The 24,319-nt window shown below is 72.5% G+C and carries 4 protein-coding genes (1 of these 4 only partly in view); all 4 read left to right on the top strand.

Going from position 1 to position 24,319, the window contains the following annotated elements:
• Positions 1-34: 34 nt before the first annotated feature.
• On the top strand, positions 35-541 hold the full coding sequence (locus LG334_RS05755) for a YcjF family protein (protein ID WP_404384170.1): 507 nt from the start codon (positions 35-37) through the stop codon (positions 539-541).
• Positions 542-1,153: 612 nt separating this feature from the next.
• Positions 1,154-9,208, top strand: coding sequence for an SDR family NAD(P)-dependent oxidoreductase (locus LG334_RS05750; protein WP_404384168.1), 8,055 nt, complete (start codon positions 1,154-1,156; stop codon positions 9,206-9,208).
• A gap of 1 nt (position 9,209) precedes the next feature.
• Positions 9,210-19,382, top strand: coding sequence for a MupA/Atu3671 family FMN-dependent luciferase-like monooxygenase (locus LG334_RS05745; RefSeq protein WP_404384166.1), 10,173 nt, complete (start codon positions 9,210-9,212; stop codon positions 19,380-19,382).
• 1 nt (position 19,383) lies between these two features.
• Positions 19,384-24,319: the 5' portion of an amino acid adenylation domain-containing protein gene (locus LG334_RS05740; protein WP_404384164.1), read on the top strand. It continues 1,601 nt past the right edge of the window; 4,936 of the gene's 6,537 nt are visible here — the first part of the coding sequence; it begins with the start codon at positions 19,384-19,386; the stop codon falls past the right edge of the window.

Raw genomic sequence — 24,319 nt, 5'->3', positions numbered from 1 at the left:
TATCGGCTACATCCAGCCAGGGGGAATTTCCGATATGACTGAGCGCCTCAACCAGGCCAAGAGCGTCGTCAACCGCTATGCCATGCTGTCCGGCGGTGCCGGCCTGATTCCGGTGCCGCTCGCCGACGTCGCCGCCATCACCGCCATCCAGGTCAAGATGATCGCCGACCTCGCCAAGGTCTATGAACTCGAGTTCAAGAAGGACCGGGTGAAGAGCGTCGTGGCCAGCCTGCTGGGCGGCTTCGCCCCGACCGCCGCCGCCGGCGTCGCCACGGGCGCGGCGGCCTCCTACGTGAAGTCCGTGCCCATCGCCGGCACCATCATCGGCACCATCACCCTGCCGGCGTTCGCCTACGTCGCCACCCGCGCCGTCGGCCGCGTGTTCACCACCCACTTCGAGTCGGGCGGCACGCTGCTGAACTTCAACCCGGAAGCGGTGCGCGCGCAGTTCGAGGCGGAGGTCCAGAAGGCCGCCGACGAGAAAGCCGCCGACAAGAAGCCGGCCGCCTCCGGCACCGGCTCCAAGGCCGCCACGGCGTAAGCTGATCGGTCGGGGCGGTCTGGACCGGGAGTTCCCGGCCGCCCCGCCGCATGCCGCGCCGCCGGCTCGGGCAGACCGCACCAGCCGCCGGCGCCGCCTTGTAAGACCAGGACTACGGCACGCGCCCGATGCGCCTGCCGGTCGGGCTGTCCAGCGCTGCACTGGGATGCCGGGATCTTGCACCCGCGCTTATCGGCCAGCCGCTGCGATGGACCTTCGACCGGCCGGACCGGCGATAATGCCGTGCGACCGGGACGCGGGACACCGCCCGGAGTAATGCCGGACGACAGCCGAAATCGTACACTTGTCGTCCGGCAAGGCCGACTGGCCGCCGCGCCTTATGGCGCGCAAGGCTGCGTGCCGTCTGAACGCAGCGTCGATGATTTCAATCATCGGCGCGTATAACAGGGGCTTAGGCTCCGGACACGCGACCAACGTGGCGCAGGGGATCACGCTGCCATGGTCGATACGGTCCGGGGGCCGAATTGGGGGAAACGCCATGCTGCCTCCGCCAGGAGAGACGGTATCGGCCTTGCCCGCGGCGTCCGTGCGGCGCCCGGGCGCAACGGGAGCGGGCGGCTTTCCGGACAGGGGACCGGGAGCCTGCACGCCATGACCACGCAGGACCGGACACTCATCGACCGTGTGCGCGCGGTTGCCGAGGACCAAAGCCACGACCGGGGCATCATCTTCATTTCCGGCGAACGCCAGGAAACGTGCATCCCGTATGCGCGCCTGTGGGACGACGCCGGACGCATGCTCAGCCGCCTGCGCGCCGCCGGCGTGGCGCCGGGGCATGAGCTGGTGCTGCAGATCGAGGATCAGCGCACCTTCCTGACCCTGTTCTGGGCCTGCCTGCGCGGCGGCATCGTTCCGGTGCCCCTGCATGTGGGTGCGCGCGACGACTATCTGCGCAAACTTCTGAAGGTCTGGAAGACCTTATCCCATCCATGGCTGGCGACAATCGACAAGCGCCTGCCGCAAATCTGCGAGTTCTGGACGGCCGAGGGCGCCGACGCCCACGCCTTGGACTCGCGCGCCCTTCTGATCGCCGATGCCGAGGACGGGGCGGAGACGTTCGAGCCGGCCGACGAGGTTGCGCCGCGGCCCGACGACCTGGCCTTCCTGCAATTTTCCTCGGGCTCGACGGGTGATCCCAAGGGCGTCACCGTCACCCACCGCAACCTGCTGGTGAACGTGGAGGCGCTGGCGGACCGCGCGGGCATGACCACCGACGACACGGCCCTGTCGTGGATGCCTATCACCCACGATATGGGGCTGATCTGCATCACGCTGACCGCCCAGTTGCGCGGCCTGACGCTGTGCCTGATGCCGACCCCGCTGTTCATCCGCCGGCCGCTTCTTTGGCTCAAGAAGGCGCACGAGCATCGCGCGACCATGCTGTGCTCACCCAACTTCGGCTATCACTTCTTCCTGTCCGCCTATGAGGGGCTGGAGGACCGGCCGGACTGGGACCTGTCGTCGGTGCGGCTCATCTGGAACGGCGCCGAGCCCATTTCCGTCGACCTCTGCCATGCCTTCCACGAGCGTCTGGCCGTCCACGGCCTGCCGGACACGGCCATCCTGCCCTGCTACGGGCTGGCCGAGGGGACGGTCGGCGTGGCGGTGACCCCGCCGGGCACCGGCATCCGCACCCACCGGGTCAAGCGCGACCGCATCGCGCTGGGCGAGACCATCGTGCCCGCCGACCCGCAGGACACGGACGCCGACGCCATCACCTTCGTCGACTGCGGCCCCGCCATCGACAACGTCGAGATGGCGATCATGGACCCCGGCGGCCGCCCGCTGCCCGAGCGCACCATCGGCCGCATCGCCATCCGCGGGCCCAGCGTCACCGACGGCTACTACAACAACGAAGACGCCTCCGCCGCCGCGCGCCTGGACGACGGCTGGCTGGACACCGGCGACATCGGGTTCCTGAACGACGGCCGCCTGACGGTCACCGGTCGGGCCAAGGAACTCATCATCGTTAACGGCCTCAACCACCACCCGCACGACATCGAACAGGCGGTGGAGACGCTGCACGACGTCAAGCCCGGCAACGTGGTCGCCTGCGGCGTGCCCGGCGGGCGCGACGGACTCGGAGCCGAGGAACTGGTGCTCTTCCTGCGCTGGACCGGGCGCGACGACGAATTCCCGGCGCTTGCCGACCGCGCCCGCGCCGCCGTGCTGAAGCGTGTCGGCCTGCCGGTGGCCCAGGTGGTGCCGGTGCGCAAGATTCCGAAAACCACCAGCGGCAAGATCCAGCGCGTGGCGCTCGCGCGGCAGCTGGTGGCCGACAGGGCGCGGGCCGCCGCGGCACAGGCGCTGGCGGGCGAGCGCAAGGCGGGCACGGATGAAGCACGCCTGCTGGCCGACGTCCGCGCCGTGGCGCACGACATCACGGGCGTGGACATCGCGCCGGACGTTCGCTTCGCCGACGCCGGGTTTACCTCGCTGGTCGCCGTCACCTTCGCCGACCACCTCGGCAACCGCCTGGGCCGCCGCCTGCCGCCCTCGCTGGTATTCGACCACCCGACGCCGCTCGCCGTCGCCCGCCACCTGGCCGGCGGAACGCGCGAGGCGGCGCCCGCCGTCGCCCTGGCGGCGGAGGAGCCCATCGCGCTGGTGGGCGTGGGCCTGCGCCTGCCGGGCGGCGTGGTCGACATGGACAGCTTCTGGCGCCTGCTGGAGGGCGGCGTCGACGCCGTAACCGACATACCGGCCGACCGCTGGGACGCCGAGGCCCTGCACGACCCGGACGCCGCCGCACCGGGCCGCCTGACCATCCGCCACGGCGGATTCCTGGACGGGGTGGACCTGTTCGACAACCGTTTCTTCGGCGTTTCCCCGGCGGAGGCCGAATGCGTCGACCCGCAGCAGCGCCTCCTGCTGGAAACGGCGTATGAGGCCCTGGAGGACGCCGGGCTCGACCTGGGTCCGCTGGCGGGCGGGCCGGTGGGCGTCTTCGTCGGCCTGTCCAATGCCGACTACACCCGCAAGCAGCTCCATTCCGGCGACCTGGCCCGCATCGGCACCTACAGCATGACGGGCACCGCCTTCTCCACCGCCGCCGGGCGCCTGTCCTACGGCTTCGGCTTCCAGGGGCCGGGCCTGACGGTGGACACGGCGTGTTCGTCGTCGCTGGTGGCCGTGCATCTGGCGGCGCAGAGCCTGCGGCGGGGCGAGTGTTCCGTGGCGCTGGCCGCCGGTGCGAACCTGATCCTCTCGCCCGAGGTCCACGCCGGCTTCTCGCGGCTGGACAGCATGGCGCGCGACGGCCGCTGCAAGACCTTCGACGCCCGCGCCGACGGCTATTGCCGGTCCGAGGGCGTGGCGGTGGTGGTGCTCAAGCGCCTGTCGGATGCGCAAAGCCACGGCGACCGCGTGCTGGCGGTGCTGAACGGCGGTGCGCTGAACCAGGACGGCGCCTCCAACGGCCTGACCGCGCCCAACGGCCCGGCGCAGGAAAACCTCATGCGCCAGGCGCTCGCCGCAGCCGGCACCTCGGCCGACGCGGTGGGCTATGTGGAGGCGCACGGCACCGGCACGCCGCTGGGCGACGGAATCGAGCTGAACGCGCTGAACGCCGTCTACGGCCGGGGTGCGCGCCCGGTCTTCGTCGGTTCGGTCAAAAGCAACATCGGCCACACGGAGGCCACCGCCGGGCTGGCGGGGCTGCTGAAGGCCGTGCTGGCGGTGCGTCACGGCGTCATCCCGCCCAGCCTCCACGTCCAGGAGCCGACGCCGCAACTGGATTGGGTCACCGCCGGCCTGCGCGTGCCGACCGAACCCACGCCCTGGCCGGAGGAGGCACCGCGCACCGCCGCCGTGTCGTCCTTCGGGTTCAGCGGCACCAACGCCCACTGGCTGGTGAGCGCCGCGCCCGCCGTGGCGGCCGCGCCCGTGAAGGCGCCCGAGGCGCTGCCGCTCCTCCTCTCCGCCCGCACGCCCGAGGCGCTGGAGGCCCTGCGCGCATCCTGGCTCGGCCGGCTGGCGCAGGACGACGCAACGGAGGGTTTCGCCGCTCTCGCCGCCACCGCCGCCCATCGCCGCACCGCCCACCCCTGGCGCCTCGCCGTCGCCGGACGCACCGCCGCCGAGGCGCGGGAGGCCCTGGAGGGCGCGCCGCTGCCCGCCCGTGCGGTTTCCGCCGCGCCCGGCCGTACCGTCTTCGTCTACCCCGGCCAGGGCGGCCAGTGGCCCGGAATGGCGCGCGATCTCGCCGCCGCCGAGCCGGTCTTCGCCGCCGCGCTGGCTGCCTGCGCCGAGGCCCTGCGCCCGCATGTGGACTGGGACCCGGCGCTGCTGACCGACGGCGACCCGGACGCGCTGATGACGGGCATCGACCGGGTGCAGCCGGCCCTCTTTGCCGTCTCCGTCGCGCTCACCCGTCTGTGGGAGAGCAAGGGCGTGCGCCCCGACGCCGTGGTCGGCCACAGCCTGGGTGAAGTCGCCGCCGCGCATGTGGCGGGCATCCTGTCGCTGGAGGACGCCGCGCGCATCATCGCCGTGCGCAGCCGCCTGCTCACCCGCATCGCCGGCCAGGGCGGGATGATGGTGGTCGACCTGCCCATGGCCGAGGCCGTGGCCCTGTGCGACGGCGCGGGCGGCGGCCGGGTATCCGTCGCGGTGAAGAACGCCACGGCCTCCACCGTCATCGCCGGCGATCCCGCCGTGTTGGAGGCTCTGGCCGCCGACCTGGAGGCGCGGGACATCTTCTGCCGCCGCGTGAAGGTGGATGTCGCCTCCCACAGCCCGCAGGTGGAACCGCTGCTGGGCGACCTGCGCACCGAACTGGCCGGTATCGCGCCCCATGCGGGCCGCATCCCTCTGTTTTCCACCGTGCAAGGGCGCGTGCTGGAAGGGCCTGAGGCGACCGCCGAGTACTGGGCGGAGAACCTGCGCCGGCCGGTGCTGTTCGCTGACGCCGTCACGGCCCTGGCCGCCGACGGGGCGCGCTGGTTCGTCGAATGTGCTCCGCATCCGACGCTGGTCTCCTTCATCGAGCAGGAATGCGAGGACGCGGCCGCGGTCCCGTCGCTGCGGCGGGACGAGCCGGGGCCGCGCGAGTTCGCCGCCGCCGCCGCCGCGCTGTGGGCCACCGGGCGCCCGCTGGACTGGGCCGGCTTCCTGCCGCGCCCCGCCGTGCCGGCCGCCCTGCCGCGCTACCCGTGGCAGCGGGAGCGGTTCTGGCTGGAGGACGCGCCCCCCGTCGACCGCGCCGCCGACCCGCTGCTCGGCCGCCGCACCGATCTGGCCGGCGAGGACGCGGCGGTGTGGGAGACGACGATCAGCGTCGCCGCCCTGCCCTGGCTTGCCGACCACAAGGTTTCGGGCTCCGTGGTGCTGCCCGCCGCCGCCTGCACGCTCATGGCCCTGCGTGCGGCACCCGGCCGCAGCCTGCGCCGCATGGACTTCCGCGACATGCTGGTGATCGAGGACGGCGCCGCCGTGACGGTCCAGACCCGTCGCCGCGCCGCGCGGGTGGAGGTTCTGGCGCGCGACGGCGAGACCTGGCGCCTGCTCGCCGAGGGCACGCTGGCCGACGCCGCCGAACCGCCCGCCACCGCCCAGCCCCCGGCTCTGGAAGACCGCGAGGAGGCGAACGCCTTCTACGCCGGCCTCGACGCCGCCGGCCTCCAGTATGGCCCGGCCTTCCGCCTCATTGACGGCATAGCCCGCACAGAGGGCGAGGCCGTCGCCGACCTGACGGTGCCCGCCCCCAGCGGCCCGGTGACGCCCGCGCTTTTGGACGCCTGTCTGCAAGCCGCCGCGCCCCTTGGCCTGGCCGAGACGCGCGTGCCGGTGGCGCTGCACGGCGTCACAATCTTCGGCCCGGCACCCGCAACCCTGCGCGTCACCGTCCGCCGCGAAGACGAAACTTCGCGCATCCTGGCCGCCGCGCCCGACGGAACGCCGGTGCTGGCGGTGGACGCGCTGCACCTGTCCACCCAGAAAGCCGGGCGCGATGCCGTGGCAGAAGCCATGCATCGCCTGTCGTGGACCGAGGCCGGTCCCGCCCCCGCCGCAGCACCCGGCCCGGTGACGCTCATGGGCGCGGCCGATCCGGCGCTGAAGGATGCTCTGATCGCCGCCGGTGCGGAGATCGTGGCCGATGCACCGCGCATACTCTGGCGCGCGCCGTCGGCCGGGGATCTGGATACCCTCGACCCGGCGGAGGTGGAGCGCTGGACGCTCACGCTCGCCGCCGACCTGACGGCGATCGCCGCCCGCGCCGTGCCGCCAGTGTCCGTCCGCGTGGTGACGTCGGGCGCCGGCGAAGCCGATCCGCTGGCCTGCGCGCTCACCGCCCTCGCCCGCACCGCCCGCGCCGAGCACCCTGAACTTGGCGTGACCATCGTGGACCTGGACCGCCCGGTTGAGGCCGCCGCGCTGCTCGGCGCCCTGCCCGCCGGGGCCGCCCAGGTGCGCCTGCGCGACGGCCGGATGCTCACCCCGCGCCTGACGCCCGACGCCGACGCCGCCGCGCCACTGCTGGAGGTGCCGGCGGCGGAAGTGGAGGCCTACCGCGCCGTTCTGTCACGGCCGGGGGATTCCGGATCGCTCCGCTTCACCGCCGCCGACCGTCCCGCGCCGCAGGCCGGGCAGGTGGAGGTGTCGGTGCAGGCCGTGGGGCTCAACTTCCTGAACGTGCTGTCGGCGCTGGGGCTTTATCCCGGCGCGCCGGGCGGGTTCCGGGCGCTGGGCATCGAATGCGCCGGGCATGTGACGCGCGTCGGGCCGGACGTGGAAGGCTTCATGCCGGGCGACGCCGTCATGGGCATCGTCGACCACTGCCTGGGCAGCCATGCGCTGGCCGACGCCCGCCTGCTGGTGCCCGTGCCCGCCGGGCTGCCGCTGACCGACGCCGCTGCCCTGCCCGTCGCCTATGCCACCGCCGGCATCGGGCTTCAGGACATGGCCGGGCTGGAGGCTGGCGAGACGGTGCTCATCCATGCCGCATCCGGCGGTGTGGGCAGGGCCGCCATCGCCCTTGCCCGCGCCGCCGGGGCGACGATCATCGCCACCGCCGGCACGCCGGAAAAGCGCGCGGCGCTGGCGGCGCTGGAGGGTGTGGCGCATGTGTTCGACAGCCGCAGCCCCACCTTCCGCGAGGGCGTGATGGAGGCCACGGGCGGGCGCGGCGTGGACGTGGTGCTGAACTGCCTCGCCGGGCCGCTGCTGGAGGCGTCGCTCGACTGCCTCGCCCCCTTCGGCCGCTTCGTCGAGATCGGCAAGCGCGACCTGTGGGGCGCGGGGTCGGTGCCCATGGCCGCCCTGCGCAATGGCACCACCTTCCACGTCCTCGACCTGGACCGCATGAGCCGCGAGAAGCCCGCCCGCGTCGGCCGGGTTCTGGCCCGCATCGGGCGGGGCGCGGCCGATGGATCACTGCCGCCGCTGCCCGTGACGCCGGTTCCCTTCGCCAACGCCGCCCAGGCCTTCGGCGACATGGCGGCGGCGCGGCACACCGGCAAGCTGGTGCTGGCGCGCGACGACGCGACGCTGTCCGTCATCGCGCCCGATGACGCGCCGGCCTTCGACGAGACCGGCACGGTGCTGGTCACCGGCGGCGCCGGGGCGGTGGGGACGGCGCTCATCGACGACCTGGTGGTGCGCGGCTGCGCCAACATCGTGGTCCTCGGCCGGTCCGGCACCCTGCCCGCCGACCGGGCGGACGCCTGGCGCGCGGCCGGGGCGACGGTCAAGGCCGCCGCCATGGACGTCGCCGACGCGGGCGGGCTCACGCGCGTGCTGGATCAGCTGGAGGTCACCATGCCGCCGCTGACGGCCGTCATCCACGCGGCCGGCGTGCTGGACGACGCCAGCCTGTCGGCGCTGTCCCCCGATCAGGTGGCGCGGGTCATGGCGCCCAAGGTGCGGGGCGCGCTCAACCTGCACCGCCTGACGCGGGGGCAGCCGCTGGAGGCCTTCGTGGTGGTGTCCTCGGCCGCCGCACTGCTCGGTCCCATGGGCCAGGGCGCCTATGCCGCCGCCAACGCCTTCATGGACGGGCTGATCGCCGCCCGCCGCGCCGCCGGTCTACCGGGCACGGCGCTTGACCTGGGCCCGGTCGCCGGCGCCGGCCTCGCCGCCCGCGCCGACCGCCTGGCGAACGTTCTCGCCACCGGCCTGCGTCCCATGCCGGCGGAGCGGGTGGCGGAGGCGCTGCACCGGGCGCTGCTGGCCGATACCCCGCGCCTCGCCCTGCTGGACCCGCTACCCGCCTTCGCCGACCCGTTGTGGTCGGACACGGATGCGCCCGCCGCGACGGACACGAGCGATGCCGCCGGCGCCCTGCGGGCCGTGCTTTTGGCCCTGCCCGGAGAGGACGCGCGGCTGGCGCACCTGGAAGACCTGCTGGCCGCCCAGGCCGCCGCCGTTCTGCGCTGCGCGGAAAGCAAGGTCGACCGCGACACGCCGTTCAAGAGCCTGGGGCTCGACAGCCTGCTCGCCATGCAGCTTCGCAACAGGCTGATCGAGGCGACGGGCGTGACGGTGGCCGTCACCACCTTCTGGAACACGCCCACCATCACCGCCTTCGCCCGCCACCTGCTGGCCGAGCTGATGCCGGCGGCGGACGACGGCCCGGCCGTGCCCGACGACACCTACGACGCGCTCTCCGACGAGGACGCGGAAGACCTTCTCCTGGCGAGGCTCTGACATGGCCGACGGTTCCGCGAAATCCGCCCGCCCCACCGGCGACACGGTCAAGCGCGCGCTGGCCCGCATCGACGAGCTTGAGCGCGAGCTGGCGACCTTGCGCGCCGCCGACGATCCGGTGGCCATCGTCGGAATTGGCTGCCGTTTTCCGGGCGCGGAAGGGCCGGACGCCTTCTGGCGGATGCTGGTGACCGGCACCGACGCCACCGGCCCCGTGCCCGCCGACCGCTGGACGGCGGAGGCCTTTTACGATGCCGATCCGTCCGCCGCCGGCCGGTCCTATGCCCGCGCCGGGGGGTACCTCGCGCGCTCGCCGGAGGAATTCGACGCCGCCGCCTTCGGCATCATGCCGGTGGAGGCGCACGCCCTGGACCCGCAGCAGCGGATGCTGCTGGAAGTCAGCCTGGAAGCCTTCGAGCACGCCGGCCTCGCGCCCGAGCGCCTGAAGGGCAGCCGCACCGGCGTCTTCGTCGGCCTGTCGCAGAGCGATTACGCCAGCCACACGGTGTTCTCCGGCGCGCCCGAAGGCATCACGGCCTACGACGTCACCGGCTCCATCGGCTCCACCGCCGCCGGGCGCCTGTCCTATGTCTGGGACCTGCGCGGGCCGGCGGTGGCGGTGGATACCGCGTGCTCGTCCTCGCTGGTGGCCGTCGACATGGCGGTGCAGGCCCTGCGCCGGCAGGAGGCCGATACGGCACTGGCCGGTGGGGTCAACGTGATCCTGGGGCCGGAGACGGGCATATGCTTCTCGCGGATGCAGGCCCTGTCGCCCGACGGCACATGCAAAACCTTCGCCGCCGATGCCGACGGGTTCGCGCGGGCGGAGGGCTGCGGGCTGGTGGTCCTGAAACGCCTGTCCGACGCGCAAAGGGACGGCGACCGGGTGCTTGGCGTCATCCGCGCCACCTGCGTCAACCAGGACGGCCGCTCCAACGGCCTGACCGCGCCGAGCGTGGAGGCCCAGAAGGCGCTGCTGGCGGAAAGCCTGAGCCGCGCGGGGCTTAACTCCACGGACATCGGCTACCTGGAAGCCCACGGCACCGGAACGCCCCTGGGCGACCCCATCGAGATCGAGGCGGTGGAGGCGGTTCTTCTGAAGGACCGGCCGAAAACGGCGCCGCTGGTGGTGGGGTCTGTGAAGACCAACATCGGCCATGCCGAAACCGCCGCAGGCATCGCCGGGCTCATCAAGGCGGTGCTGGCGCTGGGGCACGAGACCATCCCGCCGCACCTGCACTGCGACACGCCCAGCCCGCACATCCCCTGGGACCGCCTGCCGCTCACCGTCCCGCGCGAGGCCGTGTCGTGGCCGCGCGGCGCAAGCCCGCGCCGGGCGGGCGTGTCGAGCTTTGGCTTCGGCGGCACCAACGTGCATGTGATCGTGGAGGAAGCCCCGCCGGTTCCGCCCGCCGAGGACATCGCGCCCGGCCCTGCCGCGCTCTGCCTGTCCGCCCGCACGCCGGAGGGGCTGGCCGCGCTGTCGGCGCGCTGGGTGGAGTGGCTGGCCGCGAATCCCGATCTTCCCGCCCCCGCCATCGCCACCGCCGCGTTGCGGGAGCGCACCCGCCATCCGCACCGCCTGTCCGTCACCGCCGCCTCGCCCGCCGCGCTGGCCGAGGCGCTGGGCAAGGCGAAGCCCGGCAGGGCAGAGGCACGGCCGCGCGTGGTGTTCGCCTTCACCGGCCAGGGCAGCCAGTTCGCCGGCATGGGCGCGGACCTGTATGCGGCCGAGCCCGCCTTCCGCAAGGCCTTCGATGCCTGCGCCGAGCACTTCCGCGCGCCCCTCGGCCTGTGGCTGCCGGATGTGGTTTTCGCCACCGGGGACGAGGCTGCCGAGAGGCTCCGGCGCACGGGCCTCGCGCAGCCGGCGCTGTTCGCCGTGGAATGGGCGCTGGCGGCACTTCTGAAAAGCCGGGGCGTGACACCCTGGGCCGTCGTCGGCCACAGCATCGGCGAATATCCCGCCGCCGTGTTGGCCGGGGTGATGAGCCTCGCCGATGCCTGCGCCCTGGTCGCCGCCCGCGCCGGGGCCATGGACGCGCTGCCGGAAGGCGGGGCCATGGTCGCCGCGCAGGCCGACGAGGCGACGGTGCGCGCGGCGCTGGAAAAAGCCTCCCCGGACGGTGCCGCCGCCATCGCCGCCATCAATGCGCCGAAGCGGGTGGTGATCTCGGGCGAGGCGGAGGCCGTCGCCGCCGTGGTCGCCACGCTGGAGGCCGATGGGATCAGGAGCACCGCGCTCAAGGTCTCCCACGCCTTCCATTCGCCGCGCATGGATGCCGCCCTGCCCGCCGTGGAAGCGGCGGCGCAAGGGGTGACGCTGAAGGCCCCGCGCCTGCCGTTCGCCTCCACGCTGACGGGCGATGCCTCCGCCGACCTGACCGCCGCAGGCTACTGGTCGCGCCAGTTGCGCGCGCCGGTGCGCTTCGCCGATGCCTGCGCGCATCTGGCCGACCAGGGCGCGACGCTGTTCCTGGAGGTCGGGCCCGGCCCGGTGCTGACCATGCTCGGCCCCCAAGCCACGCCCGGCACGCCCTGGACCGCCTGCCTTGAGCGCGGCAAGGACGGCCCCGCCCGCTTTGCCGAGGCGCTGGGCCGGCTGTTCGTCCACGGCGCGCCCGTCACCGCGCCGGGTTGGGGCCGCCCGCCGACTCTGCCCACCCTGCCCTACACGGTGTTCGAGCGCCGCCGCTTCTGGCGCCCGCGCACCATCACGCCCACGCCCACGCCGTCCCAGCCCGCGCCCCTCCCCGCGCCGCAGACCCCGACCCGCCAGGAGACACCCATGACCCAAACGGCCGCGACCGATGCCATCCGCTCGGCCCTGCTTGATATCCTGCGTGCCAACTCGGGGCTGGCGGACATCGACCCGGCGGTGAACCTGATCGAGCTGGGGCTCGACAGCCTGATGCTCATGAGCACGCGCCAGCAGATCGCCGAGCGCTGGGGCCTGGAGATTCCCATCAGCGACTTCATCGAGACGCTGAACACCGCCGACGCCATCGCCGCCCACATCGCCGCCCATGGCGATCCGGCGACGGTGGCCGTGGCGGCTCCCGTCCAGGCGGCGCCGGCCGCGCCCGTCCAGGCGGCGGCCCCGGCGGGAAGCGGGCTGGTGGAATGGCTGACGGAGACCATCAAGGCCGACGCCGGGCTGGAGACGGTGGACCCGGACGCGAACCTGATCGAGGTGGGCATCGACAGCCTGATCCTCATGACGGCGCGCCAGCAGATCACCGAGACCTTCGGCATCGAGATCCCGATCAGCCACTTCTTCGAGGACCTGGACACCCTGCGCAAGATCGCCGCGCACCTGGAAGCCCGGAGCGCGCGCCTTGCAGGCGCGCCCGCCCCGGCGGCGGCAGCGGCACGCGAGGGGCTGACGTGTTCCATCACGGCCCGCCGGGCGCCCGCTCCGGCGGCGGCGGCTTCCATGCCCGCGCCCGCACAGGTCGCGCCGCAGATGCCCGCCATGCCCGCCGCCCCGGCCGAGGGCCTGCCGCAGCTGTTCGCCGCCCAGCTTCAGGCGCTGACCACCCTCATGGCCCAGCAGAACGCCCTGCTGTCCGGCCAGCCCGCGTCTCCGGCTGCCGCCCCGGCGGCGCCCGCGCCTCTGCCGCCCGCCGCACCGGCACCCATGTCGCCCGCGACCAGGCCCGCGACGACCGCCTCCCCGGCGCCGGGCGTGTCGGTGCCGGCGTCGGTGGGGCAGCCCGAGACCTTCGTGCCCTACAAGGCCATCCGCACCGACGAGGACAAGGCCGCCATCGACTCGCTGCAAAAGCAGCACCTGAAGGATCTGGCCGAGGCCTATACCGCCATCACGGGTGGTTCGAAGGAGCGCACCCAGCGTTTCCGCCAGTTCCTGGCAAACAACCGGAACATCGCGGGCTTCCGTCCCTCGTGGAAGGAAATGGTCTACCAGCTGGTGGTGGAGCACGCCGAAGGCTCGCGCATCCGCGAGGTCGGCGGGCGGGAGTTCATCGACCTGACCATGGGCTTCGGCGTCCACCTGTTCGGCCACAAGTTCAAGCCCATCCACGAGGCCGTCGCCCAGGAATGGACCAAGGGCGCGCCGCTCGGCCCCATGTGGGACCTCGCCGGCCCGGTGGCGGAAGACATCTGCGCCATGACGGGCATGGAGCGCGTCGCCTTCTACAACACGGGCACCGAAGCCGTGATGGTGGCGCTCCGCATCGCGCGCACCGCCACCCAGCGCAGCAGGATCGTGATCTTTGAAGGCTCCTACCACGGCAGCTTCGACGGCATCCTGGCCCTGCGGCGGGAGAAGGACGGCCAGCCCGTCGCCGTTCCGGGCTCTCCGGGCACGCCGCAGAGCATGGTCGACGACGTCGTGGTGCTGCGCTACGACGACCCGGCGTCGCTGGACTACATCCGCACCCACGGGCCTGAGCTGGCGGGCGTGCTGGTGGAGCCGGTGCAGAGCCGCCGCCCGGACATGCGCCCGCAGGCCTTCCTGCAGGAGCTGCGCGCCATCACCGAACAGACCGGCACCTGCCTGATCTTCGACGAGGTCGTGTCGGGCTTCCGCGTCCATAGCGGTGGCGCCCAGGCCGTGTTCGGCGTCCGCGCGGACCTCGCGACCTACGGCAAGGTGATCGGCGGCGGCCTGCCCGTCGGCCTCGTGGCCGGCAAGGCGGCCTTCATGGATGCGGTGGACGGCGGCTACTGGCGCTACGGCGACGACAGCTATCCGACCAAGCGCAACACCTTCGTCGCCGGCACCTTCTGCCACCACCCGCTGGTGCTGGCCGCCATGCGCGCGGTGCTCGATACCCTGAAGGCCGAGGGGCCGGAACTGCACGAGCGCCTGAACCGCAAGACATCCGACCTGTGCGCGCGCATCAACCGCTTCATGGAAGACAACGACGTCGCCATCCGCGTGGCGAACTTCGGCTCGCTGTTCAGGTTCTTCCTGCGCGGCGACGCCGACCTTCTGTTCTACCACCTGATCGCGCGCGGCATCTACGTGTGGGAGGGGCGCAACTGCTTCCTGTCCACCGCCCACACCGACGAGGACATCGAAGCCGTCTACCGCGCCGTGGTGGAGAGCGTGGAGGCCCTGCGCGCCGGCGGCTTCCTGCCCCGCGCCCATGCCGCCGGCGGTCAGCCGAAGACCGCCCACGCCCCCGCCCTGCCCGCAGCGCCCGCAACGCCCGCAAGAGCCGAGAGCAAGGGCCTCAAGCGCACCCCGGCGGACATCGTCAAGTACCTGGCGCCCGAGACCATCCACCGCACCGAGGTCTCCGTGCCCCTGCCCGACCCGGCGGAAATGGCGCGGACGCGCACCGACTTCTCGCTGTACTGCTTCGCTTCGGCCGAGGACGGCGGGGAAGAGGGCTACCGCATCCTGCTGGACGCCGCGAAGTTCGCCGACATCAATGGGTTTGCGGCCATCTGGGTGCCGGAGCGCCACTTCCACGCCTTCGGCGGCCTGTCGCCCAACCCGGCCGTTGCCGGCGGCGCCATCGTGGCGGTGACGGAGCGCGTGCGCCTGCGCACCGGCTGTTCCGTCACCCTGCTCCACCACCCCGTCCGCTATGCCGAGGACTGGGCCATGATCGACCGCATGTCGGGCGGGCGCGTGGACATCGGCGTGGCGCTGGGCTGGAACCCCAACGACTTCGTCTTCACCCCCGACAACTTCGACCGCCGCAACGAGATCCTGCCGGAAATGCTGGACACCGTGCGCCGCCTGTGGCGCGGCGAGACGGTCACCTTTAACGGCGGCAAGGGCGAGCCGGTGCCGGTGGAAATCTTCCCCAAGCCGGTGAACGGCGACATCCCGCTGTGGTTCACCGCGCCCAAGAACCCCGACACCTTCGTCCTGTGCGGGCGCCAGGGCGTGCCGCTGCTCACCTACCTGGAAACCATGTCCGTCGAGGACCTGGCCGAGCGCATCCGCCTCTACCACGCCGCCTGGAAGGAAGCCGGGCATCCCGGCCGGGGCTACGTGACGCTGATGATGCACACGCTGGTCCTGCCCGACGCGGAAGAGGCCCGCGCCCTCGCCCGCCCGGCCCTCAAGAAGTACCTGCGCAGCGCCTGGGGCCTGCGGTCGCAGCTTGTGGGGTCGCTGGGCATGGGTCTGGATGCCGCCGATGAAAACGACGTGGAGGCCATGCTGGACCGCTCCGTCGACCGCTACCTGGATGGCGTGTCGCTGATCGGCTCGCCGGAGACCTGCGCCGAGGTGGTGGCGACCTGCAAGCGGATCGGCGTGGATGAACTGACCTGCCTCATCGACTTCGGCCTGGACGAAGACACCGTGCGGCGCGGTCTGCCGCACCTGGCGGAGCTGAAGGACCTGACGCAGGGCGCGCCGGACTCCGACGCCCCGACGCCGGGCAAGGCTCCCGCGTCCAAGGCCGTCGCCGACAAGAAGGAGGCGCTTGCCGCCGTCCCTTTTCCTGACGCGCCGGCCGCCGCACTCCCCGACGGGCGGCTGGCGCTGTCCGACGGCCAGAAGGAGCTGTGGTTCCTCACCCAGGCGACGCCGGCCGCCAGCCTCGCGTACAACGAGATGGCGCTGCTGACGCTGTCCGGCCCGCTGGACCTGGACCGCCTGGACGCCGCGCTGGCGGCCGTGGTCGCCCGGTACGAGGCCCTGCGCATCACCGCCCTGGACGGCACGGGCCAGACCGTCGCCGACCACCTGGATGCGACGGTGGAGGTCATCGACCTGACCGGGCTGGACGAGTTCGAGCGCGACGCCGCCCTGGCCGAGCGCCTGGAGGCCGAGGCCCGCCGGCCCTTCCGCTTCGACGCCGGGCCGCTGTGGCGGCTGGTGGCGGTGCGCGTCGGCGGCACGGACTGGCGGCTGCTGTTCTGCGGCCACCACATCGTCACCAACGGATGGTCCATCGCGCTGGTGCTGGACGAGGTGGCAAAGCTGTACTCCGACCCCGCCGCCGCCCTGCCCGAGCCGACGCCGTTCAGCGCCTTCATCGCATGGGAAGCCGGGCGCGGGAATAAGCGCGCCGCCAATGCCCATTGGTGGAAGGAACACCTGGACCCGCCGGCCCCCGTCCTCGCGCTGCCGGTGGACTACCCGGAAACCGGCCGCCCAACCTTCACCGGCGGTCGCGTGACCCTGACGCTGGACGGAGACGCCCTGGCCGCCGTGCGCAAGCTGGCGGGCCGGCACAAGGCGACGCTGTTCATGGTGCTGCTGGCCGGCTGGCAGGGGGTGCTCGCCCGCCTCACGGGGCAGGAGCGGATCGCCGTGGGCGTGCCGGTCTCGGGCCAGGCGGCCATGGACCGGACGTGCCTGGCGGGGCAGTGTTCCACCATGCTGCCCGCCGTGGTGGATGCCGCGCCGGACACCGCCTTCGCCGACCTGATCGCGGCGGTGCGCAAGAGCATGGCGTCGCTCTACGAACACCAGGAAGTCAGCCTCGCGGCGCTGGCGGCGGAAGGCGTGGCGGTGCCGACGCTGTCGGCCATGTTCAACCTGGACAGCGTCGCCGCCGCGCCGGACTTCGCGGGCCTGACCGCCGAGCCCGAGCTGGCGCCCATCGCGCGCGCCAAGTTCGACTTGGCGCTCAACGCGCTCGCCATGCCGCGCAAGCTGGTGCTCGACCTGGACTACCGCCAGGACCTGTTCGCGCCCGACACCGTGGCGGCCTGGCTGGAGACGCTGCGGCTGATGCTTCTGGCCGCCGCCGCGGCGCCGGAGACGGCACTGTCAGCCCTGCCCGCCGTGGCGCCGGCCCTACTTCCGGTGCCGGAAAAGGAGCCGGTGCCGCCGGGGCTGGAGGCCGGCTGCAGGATTGACGACCTCGCCCTCAGCCCCTTCATCCGTGAACGACTGGAGCAGGCGGACGCCGCCACCACCGCCGCCGCTCGTGCCCTCGTCGACGCGCTGGAGCTGACGGCTGACGACGTGATCCGCGTCACCGCGACGCCGGCCGACGACATGATCCTCGCCGCGTGGCTGTCTGGCGCCTGTCTGGGGCGGATCAGCCCGCCGACCATCGTCGACCTGCCCGAACACCTGCTTCCCGACGCCGCCGACCTGGCCGACGTGCGTGTCCTGCTGGTCTCCGGTGCGCCGCTTCTGGCCGGTCATGCCGGGCGCGGGCCGAGTGCGGCGAAGCGCCTGGGAGCCCTGCGTTCGGCGGACGGGCGGCACACGCTCGCACTGGCGGCGATCCCCGAGGACGCGGCGCGCAGCGACCGGGTGGTCTTCGACCGGCCGCTTTACCCCGCGCCCGCCACGGCGCTTGCCGGAACGGTGGTGGACGGCGTGCGCGTGCGGGCCGACGGGCGGCTGGACGGCGCCGCACCCGACACCGATGCCCATGTGGCCGCCGTCCTGCGTCTGGTGTGCCGGGACGCCGTCGTCGAGGCCGCGACCGCCTGGGTGGTGCTGGAGGACGACACGACGCTCGCCGACATCCGCGCCAGCGCCCGCGACCTTGTGCCGCCGGCGCTGGTGCCGGCCCATCTGGTGCCGGTCACAGCCATCCCCGACGAAGCCCGCGCCGATCCCGCCCGCGTGCTGGGCACGCCGCTGCCCGAGGCCGATCCCTGCGATGCCGCCGAGGGCGACACCGCCGGTCGCCTCTGCGCCCTGTGGTCGGACCTGTTGGGCCGCCCCGTGGCCCCCGGCGACGGATTCCTGGAACTGGGCGGCACCAGCCTGAAGGCCGCGCAGCTTCTCCTTCGCGTCAAGCGGACGTTCGGCGTCGGTCTGGCGCTGGCGGATATCTTCGCCGCGCCGACGCCCGCCGCCATGGCCGCCCTGATCGACGGTCGCCGCGACGCCCCGTCCGAAGGCCCGGCCCTGCCCGCCATTCCGTCCGCCGGAGAGCGGGAGGACTATCCCCTCTCGGCGGCACAACGCCGCATGTGGATGCACCAGCGGATGCAGCCCGAGTCCGTGGTCTATGCGGTGCCCGTGGCGGTGATGATCGAGGGCGCGCTGGACGTCGACCGCCTGCGGGACGCCTTCGCCGCCGTCCAGAAGCGCCACGATGCCCTGCGCCTGCGCTTCACCGAGCGCGACGGGGAGCCCCGCCAGATCGTGCAACTCAGCCCCGGCCTGCCCTTCGTGGTCAAGACGCCGGGCGAGGGTGATCCGGAAACGGTGCTGACCGAATACGCCCGCCAACTGGCCGCAAGTCCGCGGCCGCTGGAATGCGCGACGCAATGGCTGGCCCACCTGCTGCCGTTCGCCGAGAACCGCCACGGCCTGGTCCTGAGTGCCCACCACATCATCACCGACGGCTGGTCGCTGGCGGCCCTGCTGCGCGAGGTGGCGGGCATCTACGAGGCCGGAGAGGCCGGACCGGCGCCGACGCTGCGCTATGTGGACTATGCCGCCTGGCAGGCGGACGGCGGCGGCATCGACGCCGGCGACCGCGCCTTCTGGCGCAAGACGCTGGCGGCACCGCTGCCGGCGCTCGACCTGCCGACCGACCACGACCGGCCCGAGCAAAGCGCCAACCCCGGCCGCACGGCATTCCTCTCGCTGCCGTCCGCGCTGGCCGAGGGCGTGCGGGCCATGGCGGCGGCGCGCGCCACCACACCCTTCGTGGTGCTGACGGCGGCGGTGAAGGCCCTGCTGTTCCGCCTGACGGAGCAGACCGACCAGCGCGTCGCCACGCCGGTGGCCGGCCGCGTGCACCCGGACGTGGAGCCCGTCCACGGCCTGTTCGTCAACACGGTCATCCTGCGCGACCACCTGGACGGCACCCAGGGCTTCGGCGCGCTGGTGGATGCGGTTCGCGGCACCACGCTGGCCGCGCTCGACCACGCAGCCTGCCCGCTGGACCAGGTGATCGCCGACCTGGACCTGCCGCGCGACTGGAGCCGGGCGCCGCTCGCCGACGTCCTGGTGGCCCTGCACGACGAGTCCGAGTTGCGGCTGGAGTGGGGCGGGCTGACGCTGCGGCAATTGCCCCTGCCCATGGAGGCGGTGCCCTTCGATCTTCTGTTCCAGTTCATCGACACCGGAGGCGCGCTCGACCTGCGCCTGGACTACCGCGCGGACCTCTATGCGCCGGAGCGCATCCGCCTGTGGCAGCAGCGCCTGACCGCCCTGCTGACCGACGCCCTGGCCGCACCCGACAAGGCGCTGTCGGCGCTGGACATCGACACCAAGCCCACCCGGCGCCGTCGCGCCGGCAGCCGGATCAAGCTCTGACATGCGTATTTCCGACTTCAAGTTGGTCGCCAAGGCCGACGACCGGGCCGCCCTCAAGGCCACGCTGGCGGGCTTCAACCGCACCGCCCGCGACTTCGACCGGACGCGGCTGCTGCCCGACCTGCTGGCGGAGACCGCCCGCCGTGCGCCGGACGCCGTGGCGGTGGAAAGCGACGGCCGCGCCTGGACCTATGCCGAGCTTGACGCCCGGGCGGAGGCCATGGCGCGCTTCATCGCCGGGCTTGATCTGCCCGCGCCGCGCGCCGTGGGCGTGCTGACGGAAAACACCGCCGAGATGCTGGCGGCGATCCTGGGCATCCTGAAGGCGGGATGCGTCTACCTGCCGCTCAATCCCGACCTGCCGGTGGACCGCCTGCGCTACATGCTGAGCGACGCCGGCGCCGGCCTGCTGGTGTTCGAGAAACGCTTCGTGCGCGAGGCCAACCGCCTGCAATGGGAGTGCCCGGCGCTCGCCCATGTGCTGTGTGTCGACAGCGATACCCCGGCGCAGGAGCCCGAACCGCTGTCGGAACTGATGCGCGACGACCTGTGGGCCTACGTGGGCGAGGAAGCATCGGACGACATCACCGGCGGCGGCTGGCTGTCCTCCTACGACGGGCAGCCCTTGTCGCGCGCGGTGATGGACGATTACGCCGCCAACGTGAACGCCAAGGTGCGCCCGCTGCTGGGGCCGAAGACGCGGGTGCTGGAGATAGGATGCTCCACCGGCATCACCATGTTCCGCCTTGCCCCGCACTGCGGGCACTACACGGGCGTCGACCTTTCGCCCGCGATCCTGCGGCATACCGAGGCCGAGCGCGCGCGGCTGGGGCTGACCAACATCACCCTGCACGCCCTGCCCGCCCATGCCATCGACCGGCTGGCGACCGAGGCGCGGGCGGCGGGCGGCTATGACGTGGTCATCATCAACTCCGTCATCCAGAACCTGAACGGCCTCAACTACGTCCGCGACGTGCTGAGGAAGGCCGTGGCGTTGATGGCGCCCAAGGGCCATGTGTTCCTGGGCGATCTGATGGACCAGGACGCCAAGCAGACGCTGATCGACGACCTGACGGCCTTCAAGCAGGCCAACCCCGACCCGGCGGTGAAGACCAAGCTGGACTGGTCGCACGAGCTGTTCATCGCGCGCGGGTTCCTGGATGACCTGCGCTTCGAGATCCCCGGTGTTGCGGCGGTTGCGCACAGCGACAAGATCGCGGCGGTGGAGAGCGAGCTTTCGCGGTTCCGCTACGACACCATCCTGACCGTGGACAAGGCCGCCCCGCCCCCGCCGGCAGAGCAGCGCCGCCGCCACCAGCACGGCATGTCCGCGCCCGACCGGGCGCCGGAGGCCGGGCCGGCGGCCGTGACGGCGGAGGATGCGGCGTACATCATCTATACCTCCGGCACCACCGGGCGGCCCAAGGGCGTGGCGGTCAGCCACCGCAGCTTCCACAACTACATGCGCTGGGCGGCGCGGACCTATTTTGAAGGATACGGCGGCGGCTCCATGGCGCTGTTCACCTCGCCGGCCTTCGACCTGACGCTGACCAGCATCTTCGTGCCGCTGTTCCTCGGCCGCACCGTCCATTGCCTGCGGTCCGACGACGTGGACCGCCAGCTTGCGGCCATCTTCCGCCCCGAGACGCCGGTGGACGGCGTGAAGCTGACGCCCTCGCACATCACCATCCTGGGCCAGGTGGAGCCCGCGCCGGTGCCCGGCATCCGCGTCGCCATCGTCGGCGGGGAGGAACTGACGGAAAAACAGGTGGCGACGCTGAAGACCATCTGCCCCAACGTCACCGTCTACAACGAATACGGCCCGACGGAAGCGACCGTCGGCTGCACCATCTCCATCGCCGATGCGCCGCCCATCCACATCGGCACGCCCATCGACAACACGGAAGTGCTGATCCTGGGCACCGGCGGCGACACCGACCTCAAGCCCGTCGGCGTGCCCGGAGAGTTGTGCGTGGCCGGCGACGGCGTCGCCATCGGCTACTGGAACCGCCCGGACCTGACGGCGGCGAAATTCCGCCCGCACCCCGACGATCCCTCCCGCCGGCTCTACCGCACCGGCGACCTGGCCAAGTGGACGCCCGAGGGCAACCTCGTGCTGCTGGGCCGCGCCGACCATCAGGTGAAGATTCGCGGCAACCGCATCGAGACCGGCGAGATAGAAAGCCAGCTTCGCGCCCTGCCCGAGGTGGTGGACGCGCTGGTCACCGCCCACGCCGCGCCCGACGGCGACAAGGTGCTGTGCGCCTACATCGTCAGCCGCGCCGACGTGCCGCTGGAGACCATTCGGGCCCACCTGTCGGTGGTCTTCCCCGACTTCATGATCCCGAGCCATGTGGTGTCGTTGCGGGAATTCCCGCTGTCGCCCAACGGCAAGATCGACCGCAAGCGCCTTCCCGCGCCGGAGGCCATGGCGAAAGCCCGCGCCAGCGCCTACGTCGCTCCGGCGACCGATAGCGAGCACGCCCTGGCCGCCGTCTGGGCCGAAGTGCTGGGCGTCGACCAGGTGGGACGCGACGACGATTTCTTCGCACTCGGCGGCCATTCTGTGAAGGCGACACAGGTGGTCTCGCGCGTGCACAAGCGCCTGGGGCTGGAGATGAGCCTGCGGGAGGTCTTCGGCCACCCGACGCTCCGCGCCCAGGCCGCCCTGCTGGCCGACCGCGAACGCCGCGCCGCCACGGTCATCGCGCCCGTGCCGCCGGCGGTGGATTACGAGGTGTCCCACAGCCAGCGGCGGCTGTGGGTGTTGCACCAGTTGGAAGAGGCGCCGGTCGCCTACACCATCCATGAGGCCGTGGTGCTGACCGGCCCGCTGGATATCGAACGCCTGCGCACCGCCTTCGCCACGCTCATGACCCGGCACGAAACCCTGCGCACCAGCTTCCACCGCGTCGGCGGCGAGCCGCGCCAGCGCATCCACGATGCCGACACCCTGCCCCTGCCGCTGACCGTCACCGACCTCTCGGCCGAGGCCGATCCGGTGGCGGCGGCGCGGAAGCTCTCGCGCAAGGATGCCGCCACACCCTTCGACCTGGCGGCCGCGCCGCTGTGGCGGGCAACGGTGGCGAAGCTGGGGCAGGACCGCCACGCGCTGCTGTTCAGCATCCACCACATCGTCTCCGACGGGTGGTCGGGGCAGGTGATGATTTCCGAGCTAACGGCGCTTTATGACGGCCGCGACCTGCCGCCGCTGCCCGTCCAGTACAAGGATTTCGCCGCCTGGCAGAACCGCCGGGTGGCCGGGGCGGGCGCGCACCGCGACTACTGGCTCAAGCAGATGGCCGGCGGCGGGCCGGAGCCTCTGGCCCTGCCGACGGACCTTCCCCGCCCCGCCGTGAAGGGCTTCGGCGGCGATTTGGCACCGCATGTCATTCCGGCCGATCTCGGCCGCAAGCTGCACCGCCTGGCGCGGGCGCGCGGGGCAAGCCTGTTCATGGTGCTGACCGCCGGCGTGAAGGCCCTGCTGCACCGCTGGACGGGGCAGGAGGACATCGCCGTCGGCTCACCCGTCGCCGGCCGCACGCACGAGGACCTGGAGCATCAGATCGGCTTTTTCGTCAACACGCTGGTCTTGCGCGACCATGTGGACAGCGCGGCCGGTTTCGCCGCATTGCTGGACCAGGTGCGGGCGACGGCGACGGATGCCTTCGAGCATCAGATCTATCCCTTCGACAGTCTGGTGGACACGCTGAACCTGCCGCGCGACACCAGCCGGTCCCCGCTGTTCGACGTGATGGTGGTGCTGCAGGACGGCGCCACGCCGCAGCCGCTTGGCGCCGACCTGGCGGTGGAGAGCCTGGAGGAAACGGCCGCCGTCAGCCGCTTCGACCTGACCTTCCACTTCGCCGAGGACGCGGGTTCCGGCGAAATCCTCTGCGGCCTGGAATACTCGACCGAGCTGTTCCACCGCGACACCGCGATGCGCCTCTGGCACCGGCTGACCGCCCTGCTGGATGCCGCCGTGGCCGAGCCCGAGACACCGCTGGCCGCCCTGCCGCTGCTCCCGGCCGAGGAAGCGCAGACCATCACCGCCCGCTTCGTGCCCGGCGCGGAGGCTGCCGTGCCGGGGCTGCTGGAGCCCTTCGCCGCCTGGGTCGCGGAACACCCGGAACGCCCGGCCCTGGTGGCCGAGGGGGAGACGCTCTCCTACGCCGCGCTGGATGCCGCCTCCGACGCGCTCGCCGCCCGCATCGCCGCCGTGGCGCCCGAGGGCGCGGCGGTGGGCGTGCTGCTGCCGCGCGGGCGGCTGGGGCTGGTGGCCTTTCTGGCCGTGCTCAAGGCCGGCTGCGCCTACATGGCGCTGGACCCGGCCTACCCCGCCGACCGCCTGCGCCTGATGGTCGACGACGCGGGCGTCGCCGCCCTGGTGAACGCACCCGAGACCGCTGATCTGGCGACCGTCCCCGGCGTGCCGGTAATCGACGCATGCGAACCCGCGCCGGTGGAGCGCTTCACGCCCCGTGGCGGCGACGGCACGGCCTATATCGTCTACACCTCGGGCTCCACCGGGCGGCCCAAGGGGGTGGCGGGAACGGCCGAGTGCCTCGCGAGCCTCATCGCCTGGCAGCGCGGCGTCATCGGCGACGGGCTCAGGCAGGCGCAGTTCGCCCAGGCCGGGTTCGACGTGGCGGTGCAGGAGTTGCTCTATGCCGTGTCGTCGGGCGGCACGCTGTTCGTTCCGGCGGAAGACGACCGCCGCGACCCCGCCCGCCTGACCGGCTTCGTCGCCGAGCACGGGCTGGACCTCATCACCCTGCCCTATTCGGCCCTGCAAATCCTTTTCGCCGCGCCGGACGCCCAGCCGAGGTTGGCGAGCCTGAAGCACATCGTCACATCCGGCGAGCAACCGCGCATCACCGGTGCGCTCAAGGGCTTTCTGGAGGCGCGGCCGGAGGTGGTGCTGCACAACCAGTACG

The sequence above is a fragment of the Caenispirillum salinarum genome (assembly GCF_044803115.1).
GTDB classification, from domain to species: domain Bacteria; phylum Pseudomonadota; class Alphaproteobacteria; order Rhodospirillales; family Rhodospirillaceae; genus Caenispirillum; species Caenispirillum salinarum_A.
The sequence above is the reverse complement of the archived record's forward strand: the minus strand, read 5'-3'. Positions and strand labels throughout refer to the sequence as shown.

What these genes read in the sequence shown, in the direction of transcription:
- LG334_RS05755 (WP_404384170.1), top strand. Translation starts at nt 35, where the DNA reads ATGACTGAGCGCCTCAACCAGGCCAAGAGCGTCGTCAACCGCTATGCC.
- LG334_RS05750 (WP_404384168.1), top strand. Translation starts at nt 1,154, where the DNA reads ATGACCACGCAGGACCGGACACTCATCGACCGTGTGCGCGCGGTTGCC.
- LG334_RS05745 (WP_404384166.1), top strand. Translation starts at nt 9,210, where the DNA reads ATGGCCGACGGTTCCGCGAAATCCGCCCGCCCCACCGGCGACACGGTC.